The 24,010-nt window shown below is 68.2% G+C and carries 20 protein-coding genes and 1 pseudogene; 12 read left to right on the plus strand and 9 right to left on the minus strand.

Features of this window, described 5'->3' with window-relative positions; genetic code table 11:
- Genes ACYSM9_RS14835 through ssd form a run of 4 tightly spaced genes read right to left on the minus strand, consistent with a single transcriptional unit; the run spans position 1 to position 3,879 of the window.
- Positions 1 to 606, minus strand: coding sequence for a type II secretion system F family protein (locus tag ACYSM9_RS14835; protein ID WP_461857716.1), 606 nt, complete (start codon positions 604 to 606; stop codon positions 1 to 3).
- The gene (locus tag ACYSM9_RS14840) at positions 603 to 1,424 is read right to left on the minus strand and encodes a type II secretion system F family protein (RefSeq protein ID WP_461857717.1); all 822 of its coding nucleotides are present in this window, start codon (positions 1,422 to 1,424) and stop codon (positions 603 to 605) included. Before ACYSM9_RS14840 ends, ACYSM9_RS14835 begins: the two co-directional genes overlap by 4 nt.
- Complete coding sequence (locus ACYSM9_RS14845) at positions 1,421 to 2,683, minus strand: TadA family conjugal transfer-associated ATPase (protein WP_461857718.1); 1,263 nt, start codon at positions 2,681 to 2,683, stop codon at positions 1,421 to 1,423. The genes ACYSM9_RS14840 and ACYSM9_RS14845 overlap by 4 nt, the downstream gene beginning before the upstream one ends.
- Positions 2,680 to 3,879: a septum site-determining protein Ssd gene (ssd, locus tag ACYSM9_RS14850; RefSeq protein WP_461857719.1), complete on the minus strand. Its 1,200-nt coding sequence runs from the start codon at positions 3,877 to 3,879 to the stop codon at positions 2,680 to 2,682. Before ssd ends, ACYSM9_RS14845 begins: the two co-directional genes overlap by 4 nt.
- A 108-nt stretch (positions 3,880 to 3,987) precedes the next feature.
- On the opposite strand from ssd, the pseudogene ACYSM9_RS14855 reads away from it, so the two are divergent.
- Positions 3,988 to 5,705: pseudogene (locus ACYSM9_RS14855) on the plus strand (bifunctional 3'-5' exonuclease/DNA polymerase).
- A gap of 148 nt (positions 5,706 to 5,853) precedes the next feature.
- A complete protein-coding gene (locus tag ACYSM9_RS14860) occupies positions 5,854 to 6,045 on the plus strand; it encodes a YegP family protein (protein ID WP_461857720.1) in 192 nt (63 codons plus the stop codon).
- A gap of 27 nt (positions 6,046 to 6,072) precedes the next feature.
- Here the strand turns inward: ACYSM9_RS14860 and ACYSM9_RS14865 are convergent, their stop codons facing one another.
- The 3 genes from ACYSM9_RS14865 to ACYSM9_RS14875 form a co-directional block, all read right to left on the minus strand.
- Positions 6,073 to 6,750 (minus strand): NUDIX hydrolase, encoded by a 678-nt coding sequence (locus ACYSM9_RS14865; RefSeq protein ID WP_461857721.1) that lies wholly within the window; start codon positions 6,748 to 6,750, stop codon positions 6,073 to 6,075.
- A complete protein-coding gene (nth, locus tag ACYSM9_RS14870; RefSeq protein ID WP_461857732.1) occupies positions 6,747 to 7,541 on the minus strand; it encodes an endonuclease III in 795 nt (264 codons plus the stop codon). The genes ACYSM9_RS14865 and nth overlap by 4 nt, the downstream gene beginning before the upstream one ends.
- A gap of 83 nt (positions 7,542 to 7,624) precedes the next feature.
- Positions 7,625 to 8,950, minus strand: a complete 1,326-nt coding sequence (locus ACYSM9_RS14875; protein WP_461857722.1) for an energy-coupling factor transporter transmembrane component T family protein — start codon at positions 8,948 to 8,950, stop codon at positions 7,625 to 7,627.
- A 407-nt stretch (positions 8,951 to 9,357) separates the two neighbouring features.
- On the opposite strand from ACYSM9_RS14875, the gene acs reads away from it, so the two are divergent.
- From acs to ACYSM9_RS14900, 5 genes are all read left to right on the plus strand, one after another.
- The gene (gene acs / locus ACYSM9_RS14880; RefSeq protein ID WP_461857733.1) at positions 9,358 to 11,382 is read left to right on the plus strand and encodes an acetate--CoA ligase; all 2,025 of its coding nucleotides are present in this window, start codon (positions 9,358 to 9,360) and stop codon (positions 11,380 to 11,382) included.
- A gap of 202 nt (positions 11,383 to 11,584) precedes the next feature.
- Positions 11,585 to 12,895 (plus strand): ABC transporter substrate-binding protein, encoded by a 1,311-nt coding sequence (locus tag ACYSM9_RS14885; RefSeq protein WP_461857723.1) that lies wholly within the window; start codon positions 11,585 to 11,587, stop codon positions 12,893 to 12,895.
- Positions 12,896 to 13,016: 121 nt separating this feature from the next.
- Entirely contained in the window at positions 13,017 to 13,982 is a 966-nt protein-coding gene (locus ACYSM9_RS14890) for a carbohydrate ABC transporter permease (RefSeq protein ID WP_461857724.1), read from the plus strand.
- A complete protein-coding gene (locus tag ACYSM9_RS14895; RefSeq protein WP_461857725.1) occupies positions 13,979 to 14,893 on the plus strand; it encodes a carbohydrate ABC transporter permease in 915 nt (304 codons plus the stop codon). Before ACYSM9_RS14890 ends, ACYSM9_RS14895 begins: the two co-directional genes overlap by 4 nt.
- Before the next feature lie 62 nt (positions 14,894 to 14,955).
- Complete coding sequence (locus tag ACYSM9_RS14900; RefSeq protein ID WP_461857726.1) at positions 14,956 to 15,744, plus strand: DeoR/GlpR family DNA-binding transcription regulator; 789 nt, start codon at positions 14,956 to 14,958, stop codon at positions 15,742 to 15,744.
- Between the two features lie 27 nt (positions 15,745 to 15,771).
- Here the strand turns inward: ACYSM9_RS14900 and ACYSM9_RS14905 are convergent, their stop codons facing one another.
- Positions 15,772 to 16,794, minus strand: a complete 1,023-nt coding sequence (locus ACYSM9_RS14905; RefSeq protein ID WP_461857727.1) for a LacI family DNA-binding transcriptional regulator — start codon at positions 16,792 to 16,794, stop codon at positions 15,772 to 15,774.
- A gap of 14 nt (positions 16,795 to 16,808) precedes the next feature.
- Entirely contained in the window at positions 16,809 to 18,011 is a 1,203-nt protein-coding gene (locus ACYSM9_RS14910) for a Gfo/Idh/MocA family protein (RefSeq protein WP_461857728.1), read from the minus strand.
- A 182-nt stretch (positions 18,012 to 18,193) separates the two neighbouring features.
- Between ACYSM9_RS14910 and ACYSM9_RS14915 the strand changes: the two genes are divergently transcribed.
- The 5 genes from ACYSM9_RS14915 to ACYSM9_RS14935 form a co-directional block, all read left to right on the plus strand.
- Entirely contained in the window at positions 18,194 to 19,126 is a 933-nt protein-coding gene (locus tag ACYSM9_RS14915; protein WP_461857734.1) for a carbohydrate ABC transporter permease, read from the plus strand.
- A 10-nt stretch (positions 19,127 to 19,136) separates the two neighbouring features.
- Entirely contained in the window at positions 19,137 to 20,060 is a 924-nt protein-coding gene (locus tag ACYSM9_RS14920) for a carbohydrate ABC transporter permease (RefSeq protein ID WP_461857729.1), read from the plus strand.
- Positions 20,061 to 20,159: 99 nt separating this feature from the next.
- The gene (locus tag ACYSM9_RS14925) at positions 20,160 to 21,500 is read left to right on the plus strand and encodes an ABC transporter substrate-binding protein (protein WP_461857735.1); all 1,341 of its coding nucleotides are present in this window, start codon (positions 20,160 to 20,162) and stop codon (positions 21,498 to 21,500) included.
- Between the two features lie 150 nt (positions 21,501 to 21,650).
- Positions 21,651 to 23,849, plus strand: coding sequence for an alpha-galactosidase (locus ACYSM9_RS14930; protein ID WP_461857730.1), 2,199 nt, complete (start codon positions 21,651 to 21,653; stop codon positions 23,847 to 23,849).
- 88 nt (positions 23,850 to 23,937) lie between these two features.
- A partial coding sequence (locus ACYSM9_RS14935; RefSeq protein ID WP_461857195.1) for an NAD-dependent epimerase/dehydratase family protein occupies positions 23,938 to 24,010 on the plus strand: 73 nt, incomplete at its 3' end.

Below are 24,010 nucleotides of genomic sequence, written 5' to 3' on the forward strand. Positions count from 1 at the left end.
TTAGGTGCCGGACGGGACCAGGGCAAGCAGCACGGGGACCACGCCAAGGCAGATGAAGGCCGGCAGGGAACACAGGCCCAGCGGAACCACCAGCTTTACGCCCAGCGAGGCGGCACGCTTCTCGGCGGCCCGGAACTTTTCCCGGCGCAGCCTCGCGGCCTGGGCGTACAGGATCGCGGAGGACGGGGCACCGGTCAGGGCCGCGAAACCCAGGGCGTCCCGCAACTCCAGGACCGCGGGGAGGCGGACGGCCGAACTGCGCCATGCCGTTTCCCAGTCAGCGCCGATGGCCAGGGCGGAGACCACCGGCCGCAAGGCATCCCTGTATTGCGGCGCTGCCGAACCTGCCACCAGGGCGAGGGACCGTCCGATGCCGGCCCCGGCGTCCAGCATGGCTGCGACCAGTTCGAGCATCATGGCTGTGTCGTCCAGCCCGGTGCGCGCGGCCGCCGCTGCCGGACTGCCGGCCGGCTCCCTGCCATGCGGACGGGGCGGCTGGAGGCGCCGCAGCCGTGTCCGCGGGCTGTCCCGGCCGGAACAGGCCAACCACGTACCGGCCGCGAGCAGCACAAACAGCACCAGTGTGGGAGCCCCGGCGCCGGTCATGGCGCTCCGGCCCCCGCTGCTGCCGCGACAAGCCGGGCGGACCACAGCCTCCCGGCCACTGTCAGTGCCGCCCCGGCAACCAGCGCGGCCAGCCCCAGCGGCGTGCCGAGCAGCGTCGCCAGCGGGTCCACGCCCAGTGCAGCCCCCAGTCCCAGGCCCATCAGCGGAAGCCAGGTCAGGAGGCGGACTGTGGCCTTGGGGCCGGCCAGGGCGGTTTGCCGGGCCGCGTCGGCGTCCTCTTCGGCTTCGAGCTGGGCCGCGAACCTGGCCAGCACGTCGGCGAGCGGGCATCCGCTGGCCTCGGCGATGTCGAAGCAGGCTGCCTGGCCGGCCCATGTCCGGGCCTCCCTGCCCCCATCCCTGCCGGGGAACGCCGCGGGCAGGGACCGCCGGATTGCCTCCGATACCGGCGCTCCCCTGGCCGCTGCGGCATGGGCGGAGGCGAGGACGGCGACGGATCCGGCCGTCAGCACCGCCGCCGCCCGGCCGACGGGCTGCATCCGCCGCTCATCCTGGCCTGCGACGGCGTACAAGGTCCACAACTCATCCCACAGCCGTCCCGGCGTCCGGCCACCCTTGAGCAGGGCGGCCAGCTGCTGCACCAGCAGGATCAGCCCCGGGCCGCGCTGGACAGTCCGCGGCCCGCGGGCGGCCCCGAGAAGGTGGAACCGCCCGCGCCCGGCCGCACCTGCAACCGCCGGGGCCGGAGCACCAGAGGGCGTTCCGGCCGCGGCGCGGAACCTGGCAGCCGCACCCAGCGGCGGCCTGAGCAGCAACAGCACCGCCGCTCCCAGGAGCACGGCCAGGATGACCGTCACGGGCCCTCCCCCGGCTCCATCCCCAGCAGCGCGGCCAGCACAGGCCATGCCGGGCCAGGTAAACCCCCTTCGAGCACTGCCGGGACCACGGCCAGACCATCGGGACCATCGCTGAAGACTCCCACACACAGCACCTCCCTGCCCCGCGGCGTCCTGCCGACGTGGACCACGACATCCAGGGCGCTCGCGGCCTGCAGCCGCACCGCGTCAGGGCCCATGCCGGCGAGCGCACCCAGCGCGGCCAGCCGTGCCGGTACTGCCGCAGCCGTATTGGCGTGGATGGTGCCCCCGCCGCCGCTGTGCCCGGTGTTCATCGCGGTCAGGAGTTCCCGCACCTCCGCACCCCGGCACTCGCCCACGACCAGCCGGTCCGGCCGCATCCGCAGGGCCTGTCGGACCAATTCCCCAAGGTCCACCTCGCCGCCGCCCTCAAGGTTCCCGTGGCGGGACTCCAGGGCAACGACGTGCGGGTGCACCGGGTTCAGCTCGGACGCATCCTCAATCAGGACCAGTCGTTCCCCAGCCGGACACAGGCCCAGCAGCGTGGACAGCAGTGTCGTTTTCCCGGAACCGGTGGCACCGCTGATGAGGAAGCTCAACCTGCGCGCCACGACTTTTTCCAGCACTGTTTGCACCAGCGGCCCAAACATTCCGCCCGTGCGCAGCTCCGCCAAGGTGAAGACCCGCTCGCGGCGGATCCGCACACTGAGCAGCGTCCCTGACGTGGAAACCGGCGGCAACACGGCGTGGACACGGTAGCCGCCGGCCAGTCTGACATCGACACACGGTGAGCCGTCATCCAGGCGGCGGCCGCCGGCCGCCACCAGCCTGCAGGCCAGTGCCCGCAAGGAGGCTTCGCCGTCGAACAGGACCGGGACGCGCTCGATGCCGCGGCCCCTGTCCACCCACACGGCGTCAGGGGCGTTGACGAAGATGTCCGTGACGGCGGGATCCCTGGTGAGCTCCTGCAGCGGCCCCAGCCCGTTCAACTCCGCACTGATCCGCTCCACGGCGGCGAGGGAACCGGCAGTCCCCAGCAGCTTCCCGGTGGCCTGGACAGCCGCGGCCACCCGCGACGGTGTCACGGCACCGGCCTCAGCCATCATCGACTCGCGGACGGATTCCAGCAGGACGGAATCGGCCGTGCGCCCGCCCGGGACCTCCCGCCGCCGCGCCTGCCGCCCAGCCTGGCCCGCGTCGAGCAGCAGAGCACTGCGCCGGGAACCAGCATCCGTTGCCGAAGGACCGGGCTGCCTCATGCCAGCTCCCCTGCGTGCAGGTCGTCGCCGAGCCAGTCCAGCACCGAAGCCGCGAAATGCCGCACGTTCCGCCGCTTCCCAAGGTCCAGCAGGCGGCCCGATTCCGAGGCCGCAGCCACCGCCCGCAGCTCTGGCACCCGCCCGTGGACCGGCAGGCCGATAGCCTCGGCAATCAGGGCGCTGTCCAACGCGGCCCCGTGGCGGCCGCGGACCAGCAGCGCGGCCTCCACCGGCGGCAGCTCCTGCAGTATGCGCACCGCCGCAACGGCTGCCTTCAGCTGTGCCGGAACCACCACCAGGATGCGGTCGCAGTCCCACGCGACCGTGCGGAGCGGTTCGGCGCCGCGGCCCACGTCCACCACCACCAGTTCATAGCCCCGGCGGGCAGCGTCGAGCACGCCCGCTGTGGTGGCGGGGGCAACAGGAAGAGGTTGTTCCCGGGCTGCCGGCCAGGACAGGAAGGCGAAGCCCCCGGCCACCGGCAGTGCCTCCGACAACTGCAGCGGGTCGATGCTCCCCCTGGCCTCCGACAGGTCCGGCCACCGCAGCCCGGGGTTGTCCTCGGCGGCGAGCGCCAGCTCCAGGCCGCCTCCCCACGGATCCCCGTCCACGAGCAGGACGCTGGCCCCGAGACCGGCCGCGGCCTGGGCTATCCAGATGGCGGCCGTGGTGGCGCCTGCTCCGCCGCAACCACCGGTAACGCCGAGCACGACCCCGCCGGGGCCCGGTGAGCGGGACCGGCTGAGGTGGTCGGCCAGCCAGGCGGCCGCGTCAGGGAGCACGGCAACCCGCTCCGCGCCCAGGGCGGCTGCGAGGTGCCACAGGCTGTCGCCCTCGCCGTCGAACCCCACTAAAACGGCGGGTCCGCGCCGCCTCGGCGGCAGCTCCCGCACATCGCTGCCCACCAGCACAGCCGACGCCGCGTCCCAGTGCCGTGCGCCTTCCCCGGCGTCGGCGGCCACGCGCAGGTGGGCGCCCGCGGCCGCAACGATCCGCTCCACTTCCGTGCGAAGAAGGGCAGATGAGGTTACCAGGAGCACCTCGCCGCCGTCCGGGAGCCAGGCCGCCGCGGAACCAGCGCCAGGTTCGGCCCAGGAGCCGCCACCGGCCGGCGGTCCGGCCCCGCGGGAACGTCCGGAGGGATCCGCGGCAACTAGCGGCCCTTGGTGCGGTGCGTTCAGCTGGTGCCTGCTCATGGTGCCACTCTGCCGGGACGGCGACCCAGGAGTAAGGGCGCAGGAACCGTATGTGGATAAGCAGCGGTTCCGGAGAAGTCCCAGGACCAGACAAGGCACAATGGGAGCATGTACCTGCTGCTCGCCGCCCACCCAGGCGGCGCCGCACTCCAGGAAGTCACCCCTGCCGGACACGCCCAAGCCGCCACCGCCGAACCGCGCATCGTCGAGCACGGCGACCTGTCCGCCGTCGTCCGTGACCTGGAAGCCGGGCGGCCGGACGGCCAACCGACGCGCTGGATCTGGCACCGCACCCAGGACTGGTACCCGGCCCTGCTGGCCGCGGGAGTCGAAGTGGAACGGTGCTACGACGTCAGTCTCTGCGCCAACATCCTGGCCTTTTCGCAGTTCACTGCCCACACCGAATACGCACGGAACGCTGGCCGGACCCCGGCCGAGGATCCGCTGCTTCCGCCGAAAGTCCTGCAGCCGCCGCCTCCCCCGCTGGACCAGGGCGCACTCTTTGACGACCCCGGCGCCGGGCCGCAATCGCGCTGGGGCCTGGCCGAGCTGCGGGCCGAGTACGAAGCCCAGCAGGGTGCCCTGGCAGCGGTTGACCCGCAGGAGAACCGAAGGGGCCGGCTGCAGCTCCTGCTCGCCGCGGAATCGGCCGCCGCCATGGTGGCCGCCGAAATGCAGCACGCCGGCGTACCCTGGCGCGGGGACCTGCACGGGCAGATGCTCGCCGAGTGCCTCGGCCCGCGCCCGCACCCGGGCCAGCGGCCTGCACGGCTGGAAGCGCTGGCGGGTGAACTGCGGGCCCTGCTCAACTCCCCCGCCCTTAACCCGGATTCCCCGCAGGACCTGATGCGTGCCCTGCACCGCAATGGCATCGAGGTGAAAAGCACCCGGAAATGGGAGCTGCGCGAATCCACCCACCCGGTCATCGGCCCGCTGCTCGAGTACAAAAAGCTCTCCCGCCTCCACACTGCCAACGGCTGGGCCTGGCTGGATGCTTGGGTGCACGGCGGCCGCTTCCGGCCCGAATACGTCGTGGGCGGGGTGGTCTCCGGGCGCTGGGCGTCCCGCGGCGGAGGCGCGCTGCAGATCCCCCGCCAGGTCCGCGGCGCCGTGCACGCCGACCCGGGCCACAAGCTGGTCGTCGCCGACGCTTCCCAGCTGGAACCGCGCGTCCTGGTGGCCCTCGCCCGGGATTCGTCCATGGCCGAGGCCGCCCGGGACCAGGACCTCTACGCCGGCATCGCCGCCAAGGGATTCGGCGGCGACCGGGCCAAGGCCAAGACCGCGCTGCTGGGGCGATGTACGGGGCGACGTCGGGTGAAGCCGGCCGCCTGATGCCCCAGCTGGCCCGGACCTATCCGCGCGCGGTGGACTTTGTGGAACGCGCGGCGCGGGCGGGTGAGTCCGGGGCGACGGTCACCACGAGGCTGGGCCGCAGCACCCCGCCGCCGTCACAGCTGTGGTACCGGAGCCAGCGCTCGGCCACGGCCGAGGAGCAGCGGCGGGCGGAGTCGATTGCCCGGTCGAGGGGCCGTTTCACCCGGAATTTCGTGGTGCAGGGTTCGGCTGCGGACTGGGCGGCGTGCTGGCTGGCGGAATTACGACGGCGGCTGCGCGCCTTGCGCACGTACGGCGCCGCCCGTCCGGAGCTGGTCTTCTTCCTCCACGACGAGGTCATGGTCCATGCCCCGGAAGGGTCGGTGGATGCCTGCATCAGTGCCATTGAGGAGGCCGCCAGCGCGGCGAAGGAGCTGTTGTTCGGCAGGATCCCGGTGGAGTTTCCGGTGAGCGTGGCGGTGGTCGACTCCTACGACCATGCCAAATAGCCGGCGCGCCACCCGCCGCCTGGACGGGAAGTAACCTACCCGGGAGTAGTTCGACCGGCAGCGTGACGGAGGTTACAGTTCTAGTCGCGGCTGAAGCAGACCGGTCACGAGCTGATGCAACGACGCATACCAGGAGGCAGATTCGTCCATGGCGGGCAGATTCGAAATACACCGTGTTAGCGACCAGGCATACCGGCTGCGGCTGACGGACGGCGACGGCAACGTTGTCGCAGTGTCGCCGACCTTCAGGTCCCTCAGCCTGCTCCGCGACGGAATCAACGCCATGCGTGAGAACGCAGCCACGGGCATCGTGGTGGATTTGCGGCAGCAGCAGGCCTGAAGAACCCAGGGCCGGCCACCCCGGACGCTAGGCTCCGATCGGGTGCAGCCGGCCCTGGTCCCAGGGCACCGACCAGCCGAGCTGGTCGAACAGGCCGCTGAGGACGATGCCGGTGAAGCCCCACACCAGGACGCCGTTCACCGTGAAGGCGGGGCTTTCGAAGCTTCGGCCCGCGCGGTGGACGGTGGCCATGACCCGGTTGTCCGGATCCAGCAGGTCCCGGACGGGGACCCGGAAGACCTGCGCCGATTCGCCGTAATCCACCACTCGGACCGGGGAGGGTGAGTGCCACCAGCCCAGGACCGGTGTCACCAGGAAGTTGCTGTGGGCCAGTCCCAGCTCCTGCAGGGTGCCCAGAACCTCCACCCCGGCCGCATTCAGGCCGGTCTCTTCCTCGGCTTCCCGCAGGGCCGCCTGCACTGCCGTCTCACCGCGGTCGATCCGGCCGCCGGGAAAGGCTACCTGTCCCGGATGCGACCCCAGCGTGTGGGCGCGCTCCAGGAGCAGGACGTCCAATGCTGCTGGCGCCAGGGGCTTTCCGGACTCGGCCGGGACGTCGTCGAGCACCCCGAAGAGCATCAGGACGGCCGCCCTGCGGGCCCGTGCGGCGTCCACGGTCAGGGCCGCCCAGCGCGGGTCCGGCGGGCCCGAGGTTCCCGCCTCAGCCCGGCGGACCAGGTTGGCGAGGTCTTCCCGTGCGCTCATGGTGTCCTCTTTTGCGACGCCATCCTGATCTCGGCGGCACGGTGCGTTTCCGCCAGGAGCTGTTCCAGCAGGGCCTCGCTGCCGGGCGCAAGTTCGTACTTCAGGAGCTTTGCGGCCTTGGTGGCATCGGTCTCGCCCAGCCCGTAGCTCGGGCACCAGTTGGCGACGGGGCAGGCACCGCAGGCGGGCTTGCGGGAGTGGCAGACCCGCCGGCCGTGGAACACCACGCGGTGCGAGAGCATGGTCCAGTCCCTGGGCTCGAACAGTTCGGCGACGTCGTGCTCGATCTGCACCGGGTCTTCGGACTGCGTCCAGCCGAACCGGCGGGCCAGCCGGCCGAAGTGCGTGTCCACGGTGATGCCCGGGACGCCGAACGCGTTCCCCAGGACCACGTTGGCGGTCTTGCGCCCCACGCCGGGCAGTGTCACAAGGTCGTCGAGCCGGCCGGGCACCACGCCGTCGAAGTCGTCCACCAGGCGGGTTGCCAGGGCGATGAGGTTCCGGGATTTGGCCCGGAAGAAGCCCGTGGGCTTGATGATCTCCTCCAGGGCGGTCGGCTCCGCCTCCGCCATGGCCCGGGCGTCCGGATAGCGCGCAAAGAGCACGGGCGTGATCTGGTTGACCGTGACATCCGTGGTCTGGGCCGACAGGACCGTGGCCACCAGCAGTTCGAAGGGGTTGGTGAAATCCAGCTCCGCGTGCGCGTAGGGGTACTTCTCAGCCAGGGCCCTGTTGATGCGGCGGGCGCGCCGCTTCAGCGCCAGCACCGACTCGGAGGAGACCACCGGCATCCCGGCGGCCTGGCCGTGTTGGCCGGCCTGCCCGGCGGGAGCTTTCCCGCCGGGCCTGGCTGCCCGCAGCGCGGCCATGGCTGTTAGCCGCGCTCGATGTTGCTGAGGTCCCGCAGGATGCCCAGCCGCCCATCGGTGTGCTGGACCAGGAACTCGTGGCCCCGGTCCTCAAGGGCAAGCACCCAGCCGCCGGGTTCGATCACGAACGCGGGCGCGCCGGTGCGGGGATCGTAGGCTGTGCGGTGCTGTGCGACGGCGAACCAGAAGGCTTCGTGGATGGGGTGGTCGTCCGTTTCGTCGTGCCGGCTGGCGGGGTCGACCGTTGCGCCAATGGGTTCTTCGGAACGGACCTGCTGGTGCACGGCGGTGGCGGCCGGCGGTTCCCAGGTGGCGCGCGGGGCAAGGGATCCTTCCGATGCCGCCGCCTCCGGTGCCGGAGCGCCGGATGGAGTTGCGGGAGTGGACGCAGCAGGCGCCTGGGCGGGTCGTACGACGTCGGCAGCCTGGGTGGGCGGGCCCGCGTCCACATCGGGGGTACGGTCCGCCGCTTCCGGAGCTGTGGAGACCGGCGCGGCCGGCGTGGCTCCGGCCGGTGCCGCTGCGCCCGTGGCGCCGGCAAGGGTGGCGCCTGCCGCCGGGGTCGTCGGAACGGCGGCGGTGGCCGGCGGCTGGCTGGAACGGACGGGTTCACGGGTGCCGGCGCCGGGCTGGACTGCGGACGAACCCGCGCCGGCGCCGCCGAAGATGCCCTTACCGCCGCTCCGGGGCTGGTGGGAAGCGGCCTCCGGCTTGGGCGCCCTGGGCGCCCGCGGCGCATGGACCGGAACGGCGGCGTCCCGGGCCACCAGGTGCGCCGGCACCTCGGTCCGGCCCTGGAAGTCGCCGGACAGATATGGCAGGAACCGGCCCAGCACCGTTGCGGCGAAGAGGATGACCGCGCCGATCAATGCGACGAGCAGCACGTGGACGTAGGCGACCGCGACGGTCAGGAAGAAGAAAGCGACCGCGAAGGACGCCACCACCGATGCGAACTGGTCGATGGACAGCGACCCGATGCGGATCTTGGTGCTGGGTGCCAGCCTGCGGGCGGCGAACAGGGCGCTCACGATCAGCGGCAGGACGATGCCCAGGCCAAGGAAGAACAGGTTGCTCAGGTTCCACAGGTTGTAGCGTGCCCCGAAGATGGGCAGCAGGGAAGCGACGAACAGGATGAGGGTGGCGGCGAAGACCGTCAGGTCCCGTAGCGTGAACGGGCCCAGCACTGCCTGGTTGGCATCCTTGGAAAAGCGGGAGGGTCCCCCTTTGCCCGCAGGTGCGGCCGGCCGGCTTGACCCGGTGGCAGCGCCGGCGCCGCGATGGCCGGACTCCGTGTCGGGGCCGGTTCGCTGGCCGAAGCTTTGCTGGTTCATTCTGCTCTCCTTAGCGTGGCGGCACGGGGCCCGGTCCGGGCCCGAAAACTGTGCCGTCTTGACATGCGTCCCCGCCCCGCCAGGCAGCGTTGCCGCCTGGCGGGGCGGTACGAAGTGAAGTCACAATTCCATCTCAGCCTAGTCAACAGCCAGGCTGATCACTAGCTGGCACGGGCCCGCGGGCGCGGCCCGCAGCCGTAAAAAACACCACTCACCGCTTAAAAAATGCCGCTCACGGGCCCATCTGTGACGGGGGGCACAGTGCGCGGGCGGCACGCATTAGGCTTGGTTCCGGAACAGCTCTTTGCGGCATGCCCGTCCCGGCTGGAGCCCGACGCCGTGCGAGCGGCGGGCCCTGCGCGGAACAGCATTCCGCGCGGCAAAGATCGATGAATGATGAGGTTCACATGTCCCAGGACACCCCCAGCTCCACCGCCACCGTTCCGGCCGCTTCCACGCAGCAGGAGGGCCAGCAAGGCGGGCACCAGGGCGACGCCTTTGCAAACCTCCTGCACGAGACCCGCGCCTTCCCGCCGAGCCCGGAATTCGCAGCAGACGCCGTTGTCACGGCTGCGGAATACGGGGAGGCCGACGCCGACCGGCCGGCTTTCTGGGCGAAGAAGGCCCGCGAACTGCTCACCTGGAGCAAGGACTTCACCCAGGCCCTTGACTGGTCCAACCCGCCATTCGCGAAGTGGTTCGTGGGCGGTGAGCTCAACGCCGCGTACAACGCCCTGGACCGGCATGTCGAGGCAGGCCTCGGGGACCGGGTGGCCATCTACTTCGAGGGCGAACCGGGCGACACCCGCACCTACACTTACGCGCAGCTGACCGAAGAGGTCAAGAAGGCGGCCAACGCCTTCGAGTCCCTGGGCGTATCCAAGGGCGACCGGGTGGCGGTGTACCTGCCGATGATCCCGGAGGCCGTCATCACGCTGCTGGCGTGTGCCCGGATCGGCGCGGTCCATTCCGTGGTGTTCGGCGGGTTCTCCGCCGATGCATTGCGGTCCCGCATTGACGACGCCGAGGCCAAGCTCGTGGTCACCGCCGACGGCACTTACCGGCGCGGCAAGCCCAGCCCGCTGAAGGCGGCTGTGGACGATGCCCTGTCCCACGACGGGCACACCGTGCAGAACGTGGTGGTGGTCAAACGCAACGGCCAGGACGTGGACTGGACCGAGGGCCGGGACCACTGGTGGGACGACACAGTGGACGCGGCCTCCGCCGACCACAGCCCCGTGGGCCACGACTCCGAACACCCGCTGTACATCCTGTACACCTCCGGGACCACCGGGAAGCCCAAGGGCATCCTGCACACCACCGGCGGGTACCTCACCCAGGCCGCCTACACCCACAAGGCAGTGTTCGACCTGCACCCGGAAACGGACGTGTACTGGTGCACGGCCGACGTCGGCTGGGTCACCGGCCACTCCTACGTCGCCTACGCCCCGCTCATCAACGGCGCCACCCAGGTCATGTACGAAGGCACCCCCGACTCCCCGCACCAGGGCCGCTGGTGGGAGATCGTGGAAAAGTACAAGGTCTCCATCCTCTACACCGCCCCCACCGCGATCCGCACCTTCATGAAATGGGGTGCGGACATCCCGGCCAAATACGACCTCTCCTCCCTCCGGGTCCTGGGCTCGGTGGGTGAGCCGATCAACCCCGAGGCCTGGATGTGGTACCGCAAGGTCATCGGCGGCGACAAGGCCCCCATCGTGGACACCTGGTGGCAGACCGAAACCGGCGCCCAGATGATCGCCCCACTGCCCGGGGTCACCGCCACCAAACCCGGCTCCGCCCAGGTCCCGCTGCCCGGCATCGCCGTGGACGTCGTGGACGAAAACGGCGCCTCCGTCCCCAACGGGCACGGCGGGTTCCTGGTGATCCGCGAACCCTGGCCCTCCATGCTCCGCGGCATCTGGGGCGACCCCGAGCGGTTCAAGGACACCTACTGGTCCCGGTTCGAGAACATGTACTTCGCCGGCGACGGCGCCAAGAAGGACGAGGACGGCGACATCTGGCTCCTCGGCCGGGTGGATGACGTCATGAACGTCTCCGGGCACCGGCTCTCCACCACGGAGATCGAATCCGCCCTGGTGTCCCACCCCGCAGTGGCGGAAGCCGCCGTAGTGGGTGCCTCGGATGAGACCACCGGCCAGGCCGTGGTCGCGTTCGTCATCCTCCGGGGCGACGCCGCGAACAACGGTGATGCCACGGTGCAGGAACTGCGCAACCACGTGGGCAAGGAAATCGGCCCCATCGCGAAACCGAAGAACATCCTCGTGGTGCCGGAGCTGCCCAAGACCCGCTCCGGGAAGATCATGCGCCGCCTCCTCAAGGACGTCGCCGAAGGCCGCGACCCCGGCGACGCCACCACCCTCTCCGACCCCACGATCATGCAGCAGATCGCCCAGTCGCTCAGAAAGTAACACTGGCTTAGCATCGCCCGCGGTCCACTGGATGGCCCCGCTTCCCCCGTCATCGCGGGGAAGCGGGGCCATTCGGCGTTTGTGACGATTCAAAGATCACGATGTGCAACATGTTATTTCCCGTTCTTCCATGTTCGCTTTTGCGAGGTTATAGTCATTCCATGTGAGGTGCCTCACACGGCTATTTTTCAAGGGAGAGAACATGGCTTCAAAGTTCGATGCGTCGGCCACCGCGTTTCCAAGCAGGCGGACCATCCTCAAGACGGTCGGCGTAGGGGCAGCCGGTCTGGCCGGCATCCCGTTCCTGGCAGCCTGCACGGGCGGCAGCGGCCCTTCGGCCACCGGTTCGGAGTCCTCCGGCCTGACGTTCGGTTCCGGGGCCTCGGACGACGTCCCCAAGCGGGCCTACCAGGCCGTCACGGACGCATTCACGGCCAAGACCGGCAAAACCGTCACCACCAACGTTGTGCCCCACAACGACTTCCAGAACAAGATCAATTCCTACCTGCAGGGCTCGCCGGACGACGCGTTCACCTGGTTTGCCGGCTACCGGATGCAGTACTACGCGGGCAAGGGGCTGCTCGCTCCCATCGACGATGTCTGGCAGAACATCGGCGGCAACTACTCCGATGCGCTGAAGAAGGCCTCCACCGGCCCCGACGGCAAGATGTATTTCGTTCCCAACTACAACTACCCCTGGGGCTTCTTCTACCGGAAGAGCCTGTGGGCCGAGAAGGGCTACCAGGTCCCGGAAACCTTCGATGCACTGAAGACGCTGGCAGCGAAGATGAAGGCGGACGGCATCATCCCCATCGGCTTCGCCGACAAGGACGGGTGGCCGGCCATGGGCACGTTCGACTACCTCAACATGCGGCTCAACGGCTACCAGTTCCACGTGGATTTGTGCGCCCACAAGGAATCCTGGGACCAGCAGAAAGTCAGTGCCGTCTTTGACACCTGGAAGGCCCTCCTTCCGTTCCAGGACCCCGCAGCCCTCGGCCAGACGTGGCAGGACGCCGCCAAGGCGCTTGAGGCGAAGAAGACCGGCATGTACCTCCTCGGTTCCTTCGTCACGCAGCAGTTCACCGACCCCGCGGTACTGGCCGACATCGACTTCTTCGCCTTCCCGGAGATCGCGATGGAAGGCCGGGATGCCGTGGAGGCTCCGATTGACGGCCTGCTGCTGTCCAAGAAGGGCGGCGACAACAAGGCAGCCCGGGACTTCCTGGCCTTCCTCGGCACGCCCGAGGCCCAGGACGCCTACTCGAAGGTGGACAGCTCGAACATCGCCACGGCCAACGGCGCGGACACCTCGAAGTTCACTCCGCTGAACAAGAAGTGCGCGGACACCATCAAAGGTGCAAAGTACATCAGCCAGTTCTTTGACCGCGACGCACTGCCGGCCATGGCCAACAACGTGATGATCCCCGCCCTGCAGAGCTTCATCAAGGACGGGTCCGTGGACGTCAAGAACCTCGAGGCGCAGGCCAAGAGCCTCTACGCCGCGCAGTAATCGAACACAGCGCAGTAGTCCACCAAAGGAAGGACGACGGCGGCACTGCACTGCCGCCGTCGTCCCGCCCACCTGCATGCACCACAGCAGCAAAACAGGCCCCAGCAAGGGAAAGATTTCCATGAGCAGCACCGCACAAGAACTGATCCCGCCGGAAGCGCGGGAACCCGCCAGAACCCGTCCTGTCAAAGGCGGCCGGGTCCGGCGCCTATCCGGACGGGACAAGGTAGTCCTCATCCTGATGGTCGGCATCCCTACCCTGATCGAACTGGCCCTCGTCTGGCTGCCCACGCTGATGTCGATTGGACTCAGCTTCACCCGGTGGAACGGCCTCGACCTGACGGACATCCGCTCCGCAGGGACCGAAAACTACCAGTTCATCGCCCAGGACTATCCGCCGTTCTGGCCGGCGCTCCAGCACAACATGCTCTGGCTCTTGTTCCTTGCCCTGATCGCTACGCCACTAGGGCTGCTGCTGGCGGTTCTCCTGGACCAGAACATCCGCGGCAGCAAGATCTACCAAAGCATCTTCTTCGCCCCCGTCATGCTGTCGCTGGCCCTCATCGGCATCATCTGGCAGCTCTTCTACCAACGCGACAACGGGCTGCTGAACTTCCTCCTGGGCACCGCCGGCACGCCGCAGGCCGTGGACTGGTTCGGTGACTCGTCCGTCAACATCTGGGCGGCCCTGATCGCAGCCACCTGGCGGCACGCCGGCTACGTCATGCTGCTGTACCTGGCCGGGCTGAAGGGCGTTGACCCAAGCCTGAAGGAGGCCGCAGCCATCGACGGGGCCAACGCCGTGCAAACGTTCTTCCGGGTCGTCTTCCCGGCCATGCGCCCCATCAACATCGTCATCGTGGTGATCACCATCATCGAGTCCCTCCGCGCCTTCGACGTGGTCTACGTCATCAACCGCGGCACCAACGGCCTGGAAATGCTCAGCGCCCTGGTAATCCAGAACCTGGTGGGCGAAGGCCAGGTGATCGGCGTCGGATCCGCCCTCGCGGTGGTCCTGCTGGTCATCTCGCTCGTCCCCATCGTCTTCTACCTCAGCCGTACCTTCGGCAAGGAGAACCAAGCATGAGCATCGCCGCCGCCCGCACCGCAAGGCCTGACACCGCCAACCTGTCCCGCTCCGGCAGCCAGCCCAAGCGCCATTACGGGACACACATCTTCCTTGTGGCCATGGCCGTCATGTGGCTAATCCCGCTGGGCTGGGCCCTCTTCACAGCGCTCAGGCCTGTGGCCTCCACCAATGAGCACGGCTACTTCAGCGTGGCCGGCCAGTTCAACTTCGACAACTTCGTCCAAGCCTGGACCCAGGGTGGGTTCGCCACCTATTTCTGGAACTCGGTCATCATCACAGTTCCCGCCGTCCTGCTGACGCTGTTCTTCGCGTCCCTGATGGCATTCGCCGTCAGCCGGGTGAACTGGAAGTTCAACATCACGCTGCTGATCATGTTCACGGCCGGCAACCTGCTGCCCCCGCAGGTCCTGGCTGCACCCCTCTTTGAGATGGCCAAGCACCTGGAAGTGCCGTATTCGTTCAGCGACTCCGGCAACCTGCTGAACACGTATATCGCGGTGATTGCCATCCACATCGCGTTCCAGATGGGGTTCTGCACCTTCGTCCTCTCCAACTACATGAAGGCGCTCTCCGCAGACCTGACCGAAGCGGCGCTCGTGGACGGCGCCGGAATCTGGCGGCAGTACCGCGAAATCATCATGCCGCTGTGCCGTCCCGCGTTCGCCGCGCTGGGCACGCTCGAGGTCATCTTCATCTACAACGACTACTTCTGGCCGCTCCTCTTCATCCAGAGCGGCAACCGGCTCCCCATCACCACAGCCATCAACAACCTGCAGGGACAGTTCCTGAGCAACTACAACCTCCTGGCCGCCGGCGCGGTCATCACCGTGATCCCCACACTGGTCATCTACCTGCTCCTGCAGCGCCAGTTTGTGGCGGGGCTGACTCTGGGTTCCAGCAAGGGGTAGGTAAAGATGGAATGTGACGGGGACACCGCCTCCCCGGCAGCCGCACGCCCGAAAGGAACACCATGCTCCCCGCCGCACGACACCAGGCCATCGTGGACACAGTCCAGCGGGAACGGGTAGTCCGCGTGTCAGACCTTGCCCAGCAGCTCGGCGTCTCCCTGATGACGGTCCGGCGGGACATCGAGCTGCTGGAGGAAGGCGGCCAGCTGGAGCGGATCCACGGCGGCGCCAAGCTTCCCGGCGGTGCCACCACCCATGAGCCCGGCTTCGAGCTCAAGTCCACGCAGCTGACGGCGGAAAAACGTGCCATCGCGGTCGAAGCCGCGGGGATGGTCCACGAGGGGATGGCGGTGGGGCTCAGCGCGGGAACCACCACGTGGGCGCTGGCCCAGGAACTGGTGAAGGGCCCGCGGATCACGGTGGTGACCAACTCCGTACGCATCGCCGACCTCTTCCATCCGGCGGCCCCGTCCCGGGCGCCGTACGGTTCCACCGTCATCCTGATCGGCGGCGAGCGCACGCCGTCGGACGCCCTGGTGGGACCGATTGCGACGGCGGCGCTGAAGCAGCTGCACCTGGACCTGCTGTTCCTGGGGGTTCACGGCATGGACCCGGACGCGGGCTTCACCACCCCCAACCTGCTCGAGGCCGAGACGGACCGGGCCTTCGTGACGGCGTCGCGCAAGCTGGTGGTGGTGGCCGACCACACCAAGTGGGGGACGCAGGGCATGAGTACCATCGCCGCGCTTGAGGAAGCCGACGAGGTGATCTGCGATGCCGGCCTCAGCGCCGACGCGCGGCGGACCCTCGAGGAAAGCGTCAGCCGGCTGCGGATCGCCAAACCCGCCTGAGCCCCTCCCCTACGGAAGCCGCAGGCGCTACGGGCAGCCGCAGGACTGCCGGATGTGCAAGGTGGTGGGGAAGATCCGGTGCCGGGGCTTTTCCCCCCGGCCGGCGCCCACCAGGGCGGCCACCGCAGCTTCGGCCATCGCCGCGACCGGCTGCTCCACCGTGGTGAGGGGCGGCCACGAGTACTCCGCTTCGACGGACCCGTCAAAGGATGCCACGGCGATCTCGCCGGGGATGGCCACGCCGGCTTCATGGAAAGCGCGCAGCAGCCCGATTCCCTGCATGTCGGAGCTGGCGAAGATGGCAGTGGGCCGGTTGACGGAGGCCAGCAGCCGCTGCCCGGCAGCGTAGCCGCCGGGCCTGGTGAATTCGCTGTAGATGATGGGCCCGTCCGGCAGCCCGGCCTCCCGCAAGGCCTCCCGCCAGCCCACCTCGCGGCCGTCGGTGGTGCCGGAGACGTTGGTACCCATCGCCAGGCCGATGTTGGTGTGCCCGTGGCCGATCAGGTGCTCCACCGCCATTTTTGCTCCCGCGGAGAGGTCGACGCCGATGCTGTTGAAGCCGGGCGCGTCACGGTCCTGGTTGAGCAGGACCGATGGGATGTCCGCCGTTTCCAGGGCCTCCAGGTCCGGCTCGAAGAGCACGCTGGCCAGCAGGACCCCGTCCACCTGCCGGGCGGCAAGGTTCTTGATGTTGCGGCGCTCCGTCGCCAGGTTGCCGTCGGAGTTGCTGAGGACCAGGGCGTAGCCCAGGTCCTCAGCGGCATCCTCCACTGCGTGCGCAAACAGCGAAAAGAAGGGGTTGGTGTTGTCCGGGATGATGAGCCCCAGCGTTTCGCTTGAGCCCAGTTTCAACGCGCGGGCGGCGGCGTTGGGACGGTACCCCAGCCGGCGGATGGCCTCCTGCACCTTCGCCTCGGTGGCCGGCGCAACCTTTTTCGGCCCGCCGTTCACCACATAGCTGACGACGGCGGTGCTGACGCCGGCGTAGCGCGCCACGTCCTTCCGCGTCACGGGGCCGCCGCGGGAGGCCTGTACCGGCGAAGTGGTCATGGAGTACATGCTAGCTAGGAGCTGGCCGGGGCGTCGCCAAAGTCGCGGATGGGCAGCCGCGCCCCGTTCTGCCGGGCCGATTCATGGGCCACGATTCCGGGGAGGGTGAAGCGTGCCGCAACCCAGGCATTGACCGGGGGCAGGGACCGGTTGTTCACGGCGGTGACGAAGTCGTCCACCAGGAAATGGTGGCTGCCCTCGTGCCCGTTGGGCGCACCGCGGAACTCCTCCGGCAGCCGGTCGGCGTCGTGCACCGGGGAAAGCCCGGACACGAAGGCGTCCCGGAGTTCCGGTGCGACGTGGGCCAGGGATGGGTCGTCCAGCGGGATGCTGGGCCGGGTTTCCATCTGCTCGGAGATGTCGTGGACGTCCTGCTTGTCCTGCCACACGGTGACCTTGGCGAGCTGTTCGAAGCTCGCCTCGGTGCCGAAGAACCGGAACCGGGATTCGCGGATATGGGAGGGGTAGCCCACGCGGCGCATCTCGTTGGTGCGCATGACGCCGCCGTCGTTGAGTTCGAAGAGCGCCGTGGCATTGGAAAAGTCGTTGCCGAAAATGCTGATGTCCTTGTCGAACACGCCGTCGTTGCGCTGGTCCCGGACACCGACGCAGCTGACGCTGACCGCGTGGGCCGGGATGGCACCGAGCACGCCACCGATTGCGTGCGTGGGATAGAGCATGGGCGGGTAGCTGGCAGTCTCCTTCCACCGCTCGCCACCGCTGTACTGGTAGGCATCGTAGAAACCCAGGTCCATGTCGTGGACGTAGTCACCCTCGGAGTAGAAGATCCGGCCGAACTTGCCGGCCGCCTGCTGTTCGCGAGCGTAGACGGTGGCGGGGTTGTAATAGCTGGTCTCCCCCATCATGTAGACATTCCCGGTCTCACGGACCGCGGTGATGATGCGCTCGATTTCCTCCTCCGAAACTGCCATGGGCACGGCTGAGTAGACGTGCTTGCCCGCGCGCAGCGCCCGTTCCACCAGGGGCCCGTGGGTCCAGCGCTGGGTGAAGATGGCAACAGCGTCGACGTCGGAGGCAAGCAGGGCCTCGAAGTCCGCTACCTGGCCTGCGAGGTGGTACCGGTCCACCGCCTCGGCCGCCCGCTCGGGGCGCTCGTCCACGACATGGACGGCGCTTACGCCCGGGTGGAGGTTGAACAGATGCGCGAACTGGGAACCAAACTGGCCGGCGCCCACGATGCCGATGGAGAACGTCATTGTCATGCCTTTCGTCAGGGAATATCTGAGTCTCGCACCCGTTTCTACTCGAGTCAACATCCAGCGGATGGACAAATAACCCTGCCAGTCAAGAAAAATTAACCTCTTGCAGGGCTGGCATCTACTCGTGTAGATTATTTCCCAGCCTGTTACTTCCATCACACTCGCCGAAAGGGTCGATGATGACCACCCTTACCAGGACTGCCAGCCCGGCACCGCGCATGGTGCGCCGGCCGCTGAAGCGACGGGGACAAAGCGACCTGAAGATCGCCCTGCTCTTCATCGCCCCGGCCATGATCGGATTCATCGTTTTCTACCTGGTGCCGACGCTTCGCGGCATCTACCTCAGCTTTACCGAATACAGCATCCTTGGTGATCCCGAATGGATCGGGACGGCCAACTACGAGGCCATCGCCAAGGACCCGCTGTTCTGGAACGCACTGGCGGTCACCTCGCAGTACGTGCTGATCAACATCGCCCTGCAGACCGCACTGGCCCTGGGCCTTGCCCTGCTGATGCACCGGGTGGCAAAGTCCACCCTGATCCGCGGGACCCTGCTCCTGCCCTACCTGATGGCCAACGTCATCGCCGCGCTCCTCTGGTTCTGGCTGCTCGATTACCAGATCGGGATCGTCAACTACTTCATCGACGCCGTGGGCCTGCCCAAGGTCGCGTTCTTCGGCAGCCCGGAGTGGGCCATTCCCACCCAGGCCCTGATCAATACCTGGCGCCACATGGGCTACACCGCCCTGCTGATCTTCGCCGGCCTGCAGGCCATCCCCCAGCACGTGTACGAAGTCGCCAACCTGGACGGCGCCTCGCCGCTGCAGACGTTCTGGCGGATCACCATGCCGCTGCTGCGGCCGGTGCTGGTACTGGTCCTGATCGTCACCGTCATCGGTTCCTTCCAGGTCTTCGACACTGTCGCCGTCACCACCCTGGGCGGCCCCGTCAACGCCAGCCGGGTCCTGCAGTTCTACATCTACCAAAAAGCCTTCACGGAGTCGGACTTCGGATACGGCTCCGCCCTGGCAGTCATCCTCTTCGTCATCCTCGCCCTGGTGGCCTTCATCCAGATGAAGTTCCTCAAGGGCAACGAATCGGACCTGGACTAAGGACACTCCCATGACCACCGCTCACGCTTCCGTCTCCGCCAAGCCCGCCCGCCGCCGTCGTCCGTTCAGCTGGCGCCGCGCCGCCGCCTGGCTGCTCGTGGCCCTTGCCGTCGCAGTCTCCGTCCTCCCGTTCTACTGGGTCCTGCGGACGGCCCTGTCCACCAACGGGTCGCTGGCCGGCAACGCCACCAACCTGCTTCCCGCAGACTTCAACCTGGGCGCGTTCAAGCGGGTCTTCGGCCTGCAGACACCCGAGGAAGCCGTCGCCGAGGGCGGATCCGGCGCCCAGATCGACTTCTGGGTCTACCTCCGCAACTCCGTGCTGTTCGCGTCCATCACCACCACCGGCGCCGTATTCTTCAGCGCCATGGCCGCCTACGCCTTCGCCCGGCTCCGCTGGCGGGGACGGAACCTGGTGTTCAGCCTGTTCCTGGCCACCATGATGGTGCCGCCTATCTTCACGGCGCTGCCGAACTTCCTCCTGATCAAGAACCTCGGCCTGCTCAACACCATGGTGGGCCTGGTACTCCCCTACATCTTCATGACCCCGTTCGCCATCTTCTTCCTCCGGCAGTTCTTCCTGAACATGTCCCGCGAGGTTGAGGAAGCGGCCATGCTCGACGGCGCCAAGCACCTTCGGATCTTCTTCCAGATCATCCTGCCCAACGCCGCAGCCCCCATCGCCACGCTTGCCCTGCTGACCTTCATCGGCCAGTGGAACGATTACTTCTGGCCGCTGCTGGTGGGCCAGGAAGAATCGGTGCGCGTCCTCACTGTGGGCCTGGGCGTCTTCAAGTCCCAGTCACCGCAGGGCGCACCCGACTGGTCCGGGCTGATGGCCGCCACCCTGGTTTCCGCCCTGCCCGTCCTGATCCTGTTCGCAGCCTTCGGCAAGAAAATCGTCAACTCCATCGGCTTCTCCGGCATCAAGTAGTTCCCCTCCACGCAATCCCCTCCTTCCGTTCCACCCCGTCAGCTCCGCTCGGGCCATGGTGGCCTGCCCGGAAGCACCTTGAAAGGACCCGTAATGAAAATGAACAAGAAAGCGCTCGGCTCCCTGGCAGCAGCCGCCGCGGCAGTCCTGGCCCTCTCCGCCTGCGGCAACGGCGGCTCGGCGGACTCCGCGAAGGGCGAAATCAACTACTGGCTTTGGGACGCCAACCAGCTCCCCGCGTACAAGCAGTGCGCCGACGACTTCCACACGGCCAACCCGGACATCACCGTCAAGGTCACCCAGCGCGGCTGGGACGACTACTGGGGCACCCTCACCAACGGCTTCGTGGCGGGCACCGCCCCGGACGTGTTCACCGACCACCTGGGCAAGTACCCCGAATTCATCAAGAACAAGCAGCTCCTCGCCCTCGATGACGCCGTCAAGAAGGACAACGTGGACACCGGAATCTACAACTCCGGGCTCGCGGACCTCTGGGTGGGCGAGGACGGCAAGCGCTACGGCCTCCCCAAGGACTGGGACACCGTCGCCCTGTTCTACAACACCAAGCTCGCCGCCGACGCGGGCGTCACCCCCGAGCAAATGGCCAGCCTCACCTGGAACCCGCAGGACGGCGGCAGCTACGAAAAGACCATCGCCCACCTGACCGTGGACAAGAACGGCAAGCGCGGCGACGAACCCGGCTTCGATAAGAACAACGTGGCGGTCTACGGGCTCGGCCTCACCGGCTCGGGCTCCGGCCAGGGCCAGACCGAGTGGAGCTACCTCACCGGCACCACCGGCTGGACGCACACCGACAAGAACCCCTGGGGCAAGCACTTCAACTACGACGACCCCAAGTTCCAGCAGAGCATCGACTGGTTCGCCGGCCTGGTGGAGAAGGGCTACATGCCCAAGCTCGAGACCACGGTGGGCGCCAGCATGGCGGACACCTTCGCCGCCGGCAAGTCCGTCATCAACGCCAACGGTTCGTGGATGATCGGCCAGTACACCGGGTACAAGGACGTCAAGGTGGGCATCGCCCCCACCCCCACGGGTCCCAACGGCAAGCGCGCCAGCATGTACAACGGCCTGGCGGACTCCATCTACGCCGGCACCAAGAAGAAGGATGCTGCCATCAAGTGGGTCGAATACCTCGGCTCCGCCGCCTGCCAGGACGTGGTCGCTTCCAAGGCCGTCGTGTTCCCCGCCATCAAGTCTTCCGCTGACAAGGCCGTGGAAGCCTTCAAGGCCAAGGGCGTGGATGTGACCCCCTTCAGCCAGCAGGTCAAGGACAACACCACGTTCCTGTTCCCGATTGCGGACAACGCCGCCAAGGTTGACGGCATCATGAAGCCCGCCATGGACGCCGTGGTGTCCGGCAAGGCCCCTGCCAGCTCCCTGACCCAGGCCAACGACCAGGTCAACGCCCTGTTCAAGTAACCCCTCGCGTGGCTGCGTATGTGGTCGCAGCCGCCCGGCCAGGTGCCGCCGCCCCCTCCTCGCGGCGGCGGCACCCGGCCACCCCTTCCCGTGATTTCCGTCCTGTGCGTTACTTAAGACGCAGCCCTGAACACTGAAAGAGACCTCCCTATGGATCCCCTGCATCTCCGTTCCGCCGGCACCAGCCTGCTGATCAGCTTCGACAGCGGGGAGGCTGAGGTCATCCACTGGGGCGCCGACCTGGGGAACGGGCTCCCGGACCTGGCCATCCTCGGCGGACCCATCGGCCACTCCTCCGTCGATGCGCGGGTCCCCTCAGGCCTCCTCCCCCAGGCTTCCTCCTCATGGCGCGGCCGCCCGGCGCTCCGCGGGCACCGGATCACCGGTGACGGCGCCGGCTTCGATTTCTCGGCCCGCCTCCGTGCCGTGTCAGCCGACGCCGCCGGCAACACCGCCACCATCGTCCAGACCGACGCCGACGCCGGGATCAGCGTCTCGACCTCCCTGGCACTTCACGACGGCGGCCTGCTGGAACTGCGCCACACCATCACCAATGACGGCACCGCCCCCTTCCAGGTCGATGAGCTGGCCACCGTCCTTCCGGTGGCGCCGGACGCCGTCGAACTCCTGGACCTGACCGGGCGCTGGTGCCGTGAACGCCACCCGCAGCGGCGCCGCATCCAGCAGGGCACCTGGGTCCGCACCGGCCGGCACGGCCGCACCGGGCACGACTCCTCCCTGCTGTTCGCCGCCGGAACCCAGGGCTTCGGCAACCGCCACGGCAAGGTCTGGGCCACCCACCTGGCATGGAGCGGCAACCACGAGCAGTTCGCGGACACCATCGGCGACGGCCGGACCATCATCGGCGGCTCGGAGCTGCTGGGCCCGGCGGAGGTCGTCCTGGAGCCGGGCGCGGGCTACACCGCCCCCGCCCTGTTCGCCGCCTACTCGGACCGTGGCCTGGACGGCATCACCGAGGCCTTCTACAGCTGGTTCCGGTCCCGCCCGCACCACGTCCTGCCCGCCGCCTCCACCGGCCTGCCGGCCGGAAAGCCCCGCCCGGTGGTGCTGAACACCTGGGAGGCCGTGTACTTCGACCACAACCTGGACACGTTGATTGAGCTCGCCGATTCTGCCGCGGACCTGGGCGTGGAACGGTTCGTGCTTGACGACGGCTGGTTCCGCGGCCGCCGCGACGACCATGCGGGCCTGGGTGACTGGTACGTGGACGAGACCCTGTGGCCCGACGGGCTGACCCCGCTGATCGACGCCGTGAAATCCCGCGGGATGGAGTTCGGGCTGTGGGTGGAGCCGGAAATGGTCAATCTGGATTCGGACGTCGCCCGCGCGCACCCGGACTGGATCGTCGGCCCTTCGGCAGCGGCGCACAAGGACGGCGGCCGGCTGCCCCTCGAGTGGCGCAACCAGCACGTGATAGACCTCGTGAACCCCGCGGCCTGGCAGTACATTTTCGACCGCATTTCCACGCTCCTTGCCGAAAACGACATCAGCTACCTCAAATGGGACCAGAACCGGGACCTCGTGGAGCACGGGCACGGCGGCCGCGCCTCCGTCCATGCGCAGACCCTGGCCGCCTACCGGCTGTTCGACGAACTCAAGAAGGCCCACCCGCACGTCGAAATCGAAAGCTGCTCCTCCGGCGGCGGCCGCGTGGACCTCGGCATCCTGGAGCGGACCGACCGCATCTGGGCCTCCGACTGCAACGACGCCCTGGAACGGCAGACCATCCAGCGCTGGACCGGCGCCGTGGTGCCGCCGGAACTGGTGGGCAGCCATATCGGCCCCACCACCTCGCACACCACCGCACGCACCCACGACCTGTCCTTCCGCGCCATCACCGCGCTGTTCGGGCACTTCGGCATGGAATGGGACATCCGCAGCGTTCAGGGCAAGGACCGGGCGGAACTGCGGCGCCTGGTGGGCCTCTATAAGGAACACCGGGACCTGATCCACAGCGGCCGCCGGGTCAACGCCGACGTCGCGGACGAGTCGCTGCTGATGCACGGCGTGGTGGCCGCGCACGGCACCGCCTCCGGGACAGGCACGACGGCGGCACTGTTCGCCCTGGTCAGCACGCGCACCTCGGCAGCCGAGGCCCCCGGCCGGATCGGCTTCCCGGGGCTCGACCCGGACCGCTCCTACCGGGTAGAGGCGGTCTTCCCCACCACGGACGACGCCGATTTCGCGCACACCTACACCCAGGTCCAGCCGCCGGCGTGGCTCGCCGGCGGCGCGGAGGCCAGCGGGAACTTCCTGGCCGGGGTGGGGCTTCCCATGCCCATCCTCAACCCCGAACACGCGCTGCTGCTGAAGGTCACGGCGCTCTAAGAGTCCACGAATGCCAGGCTGCCCCGGCTGCCCCCTGCCTTTTCCGGCACGGGCGGCGGGGCAGCCTTGGCGTAGATGAAGGAATCACATGAAGATCCTGGTTACCGGGGGCACCGGCTACATCGGTTCCCACACCGTCCTTTCCCTGCAGGAAGCCGGCC

This window comes from Arthrobacter sp. C152 (genome assembly GCF_054890965.1).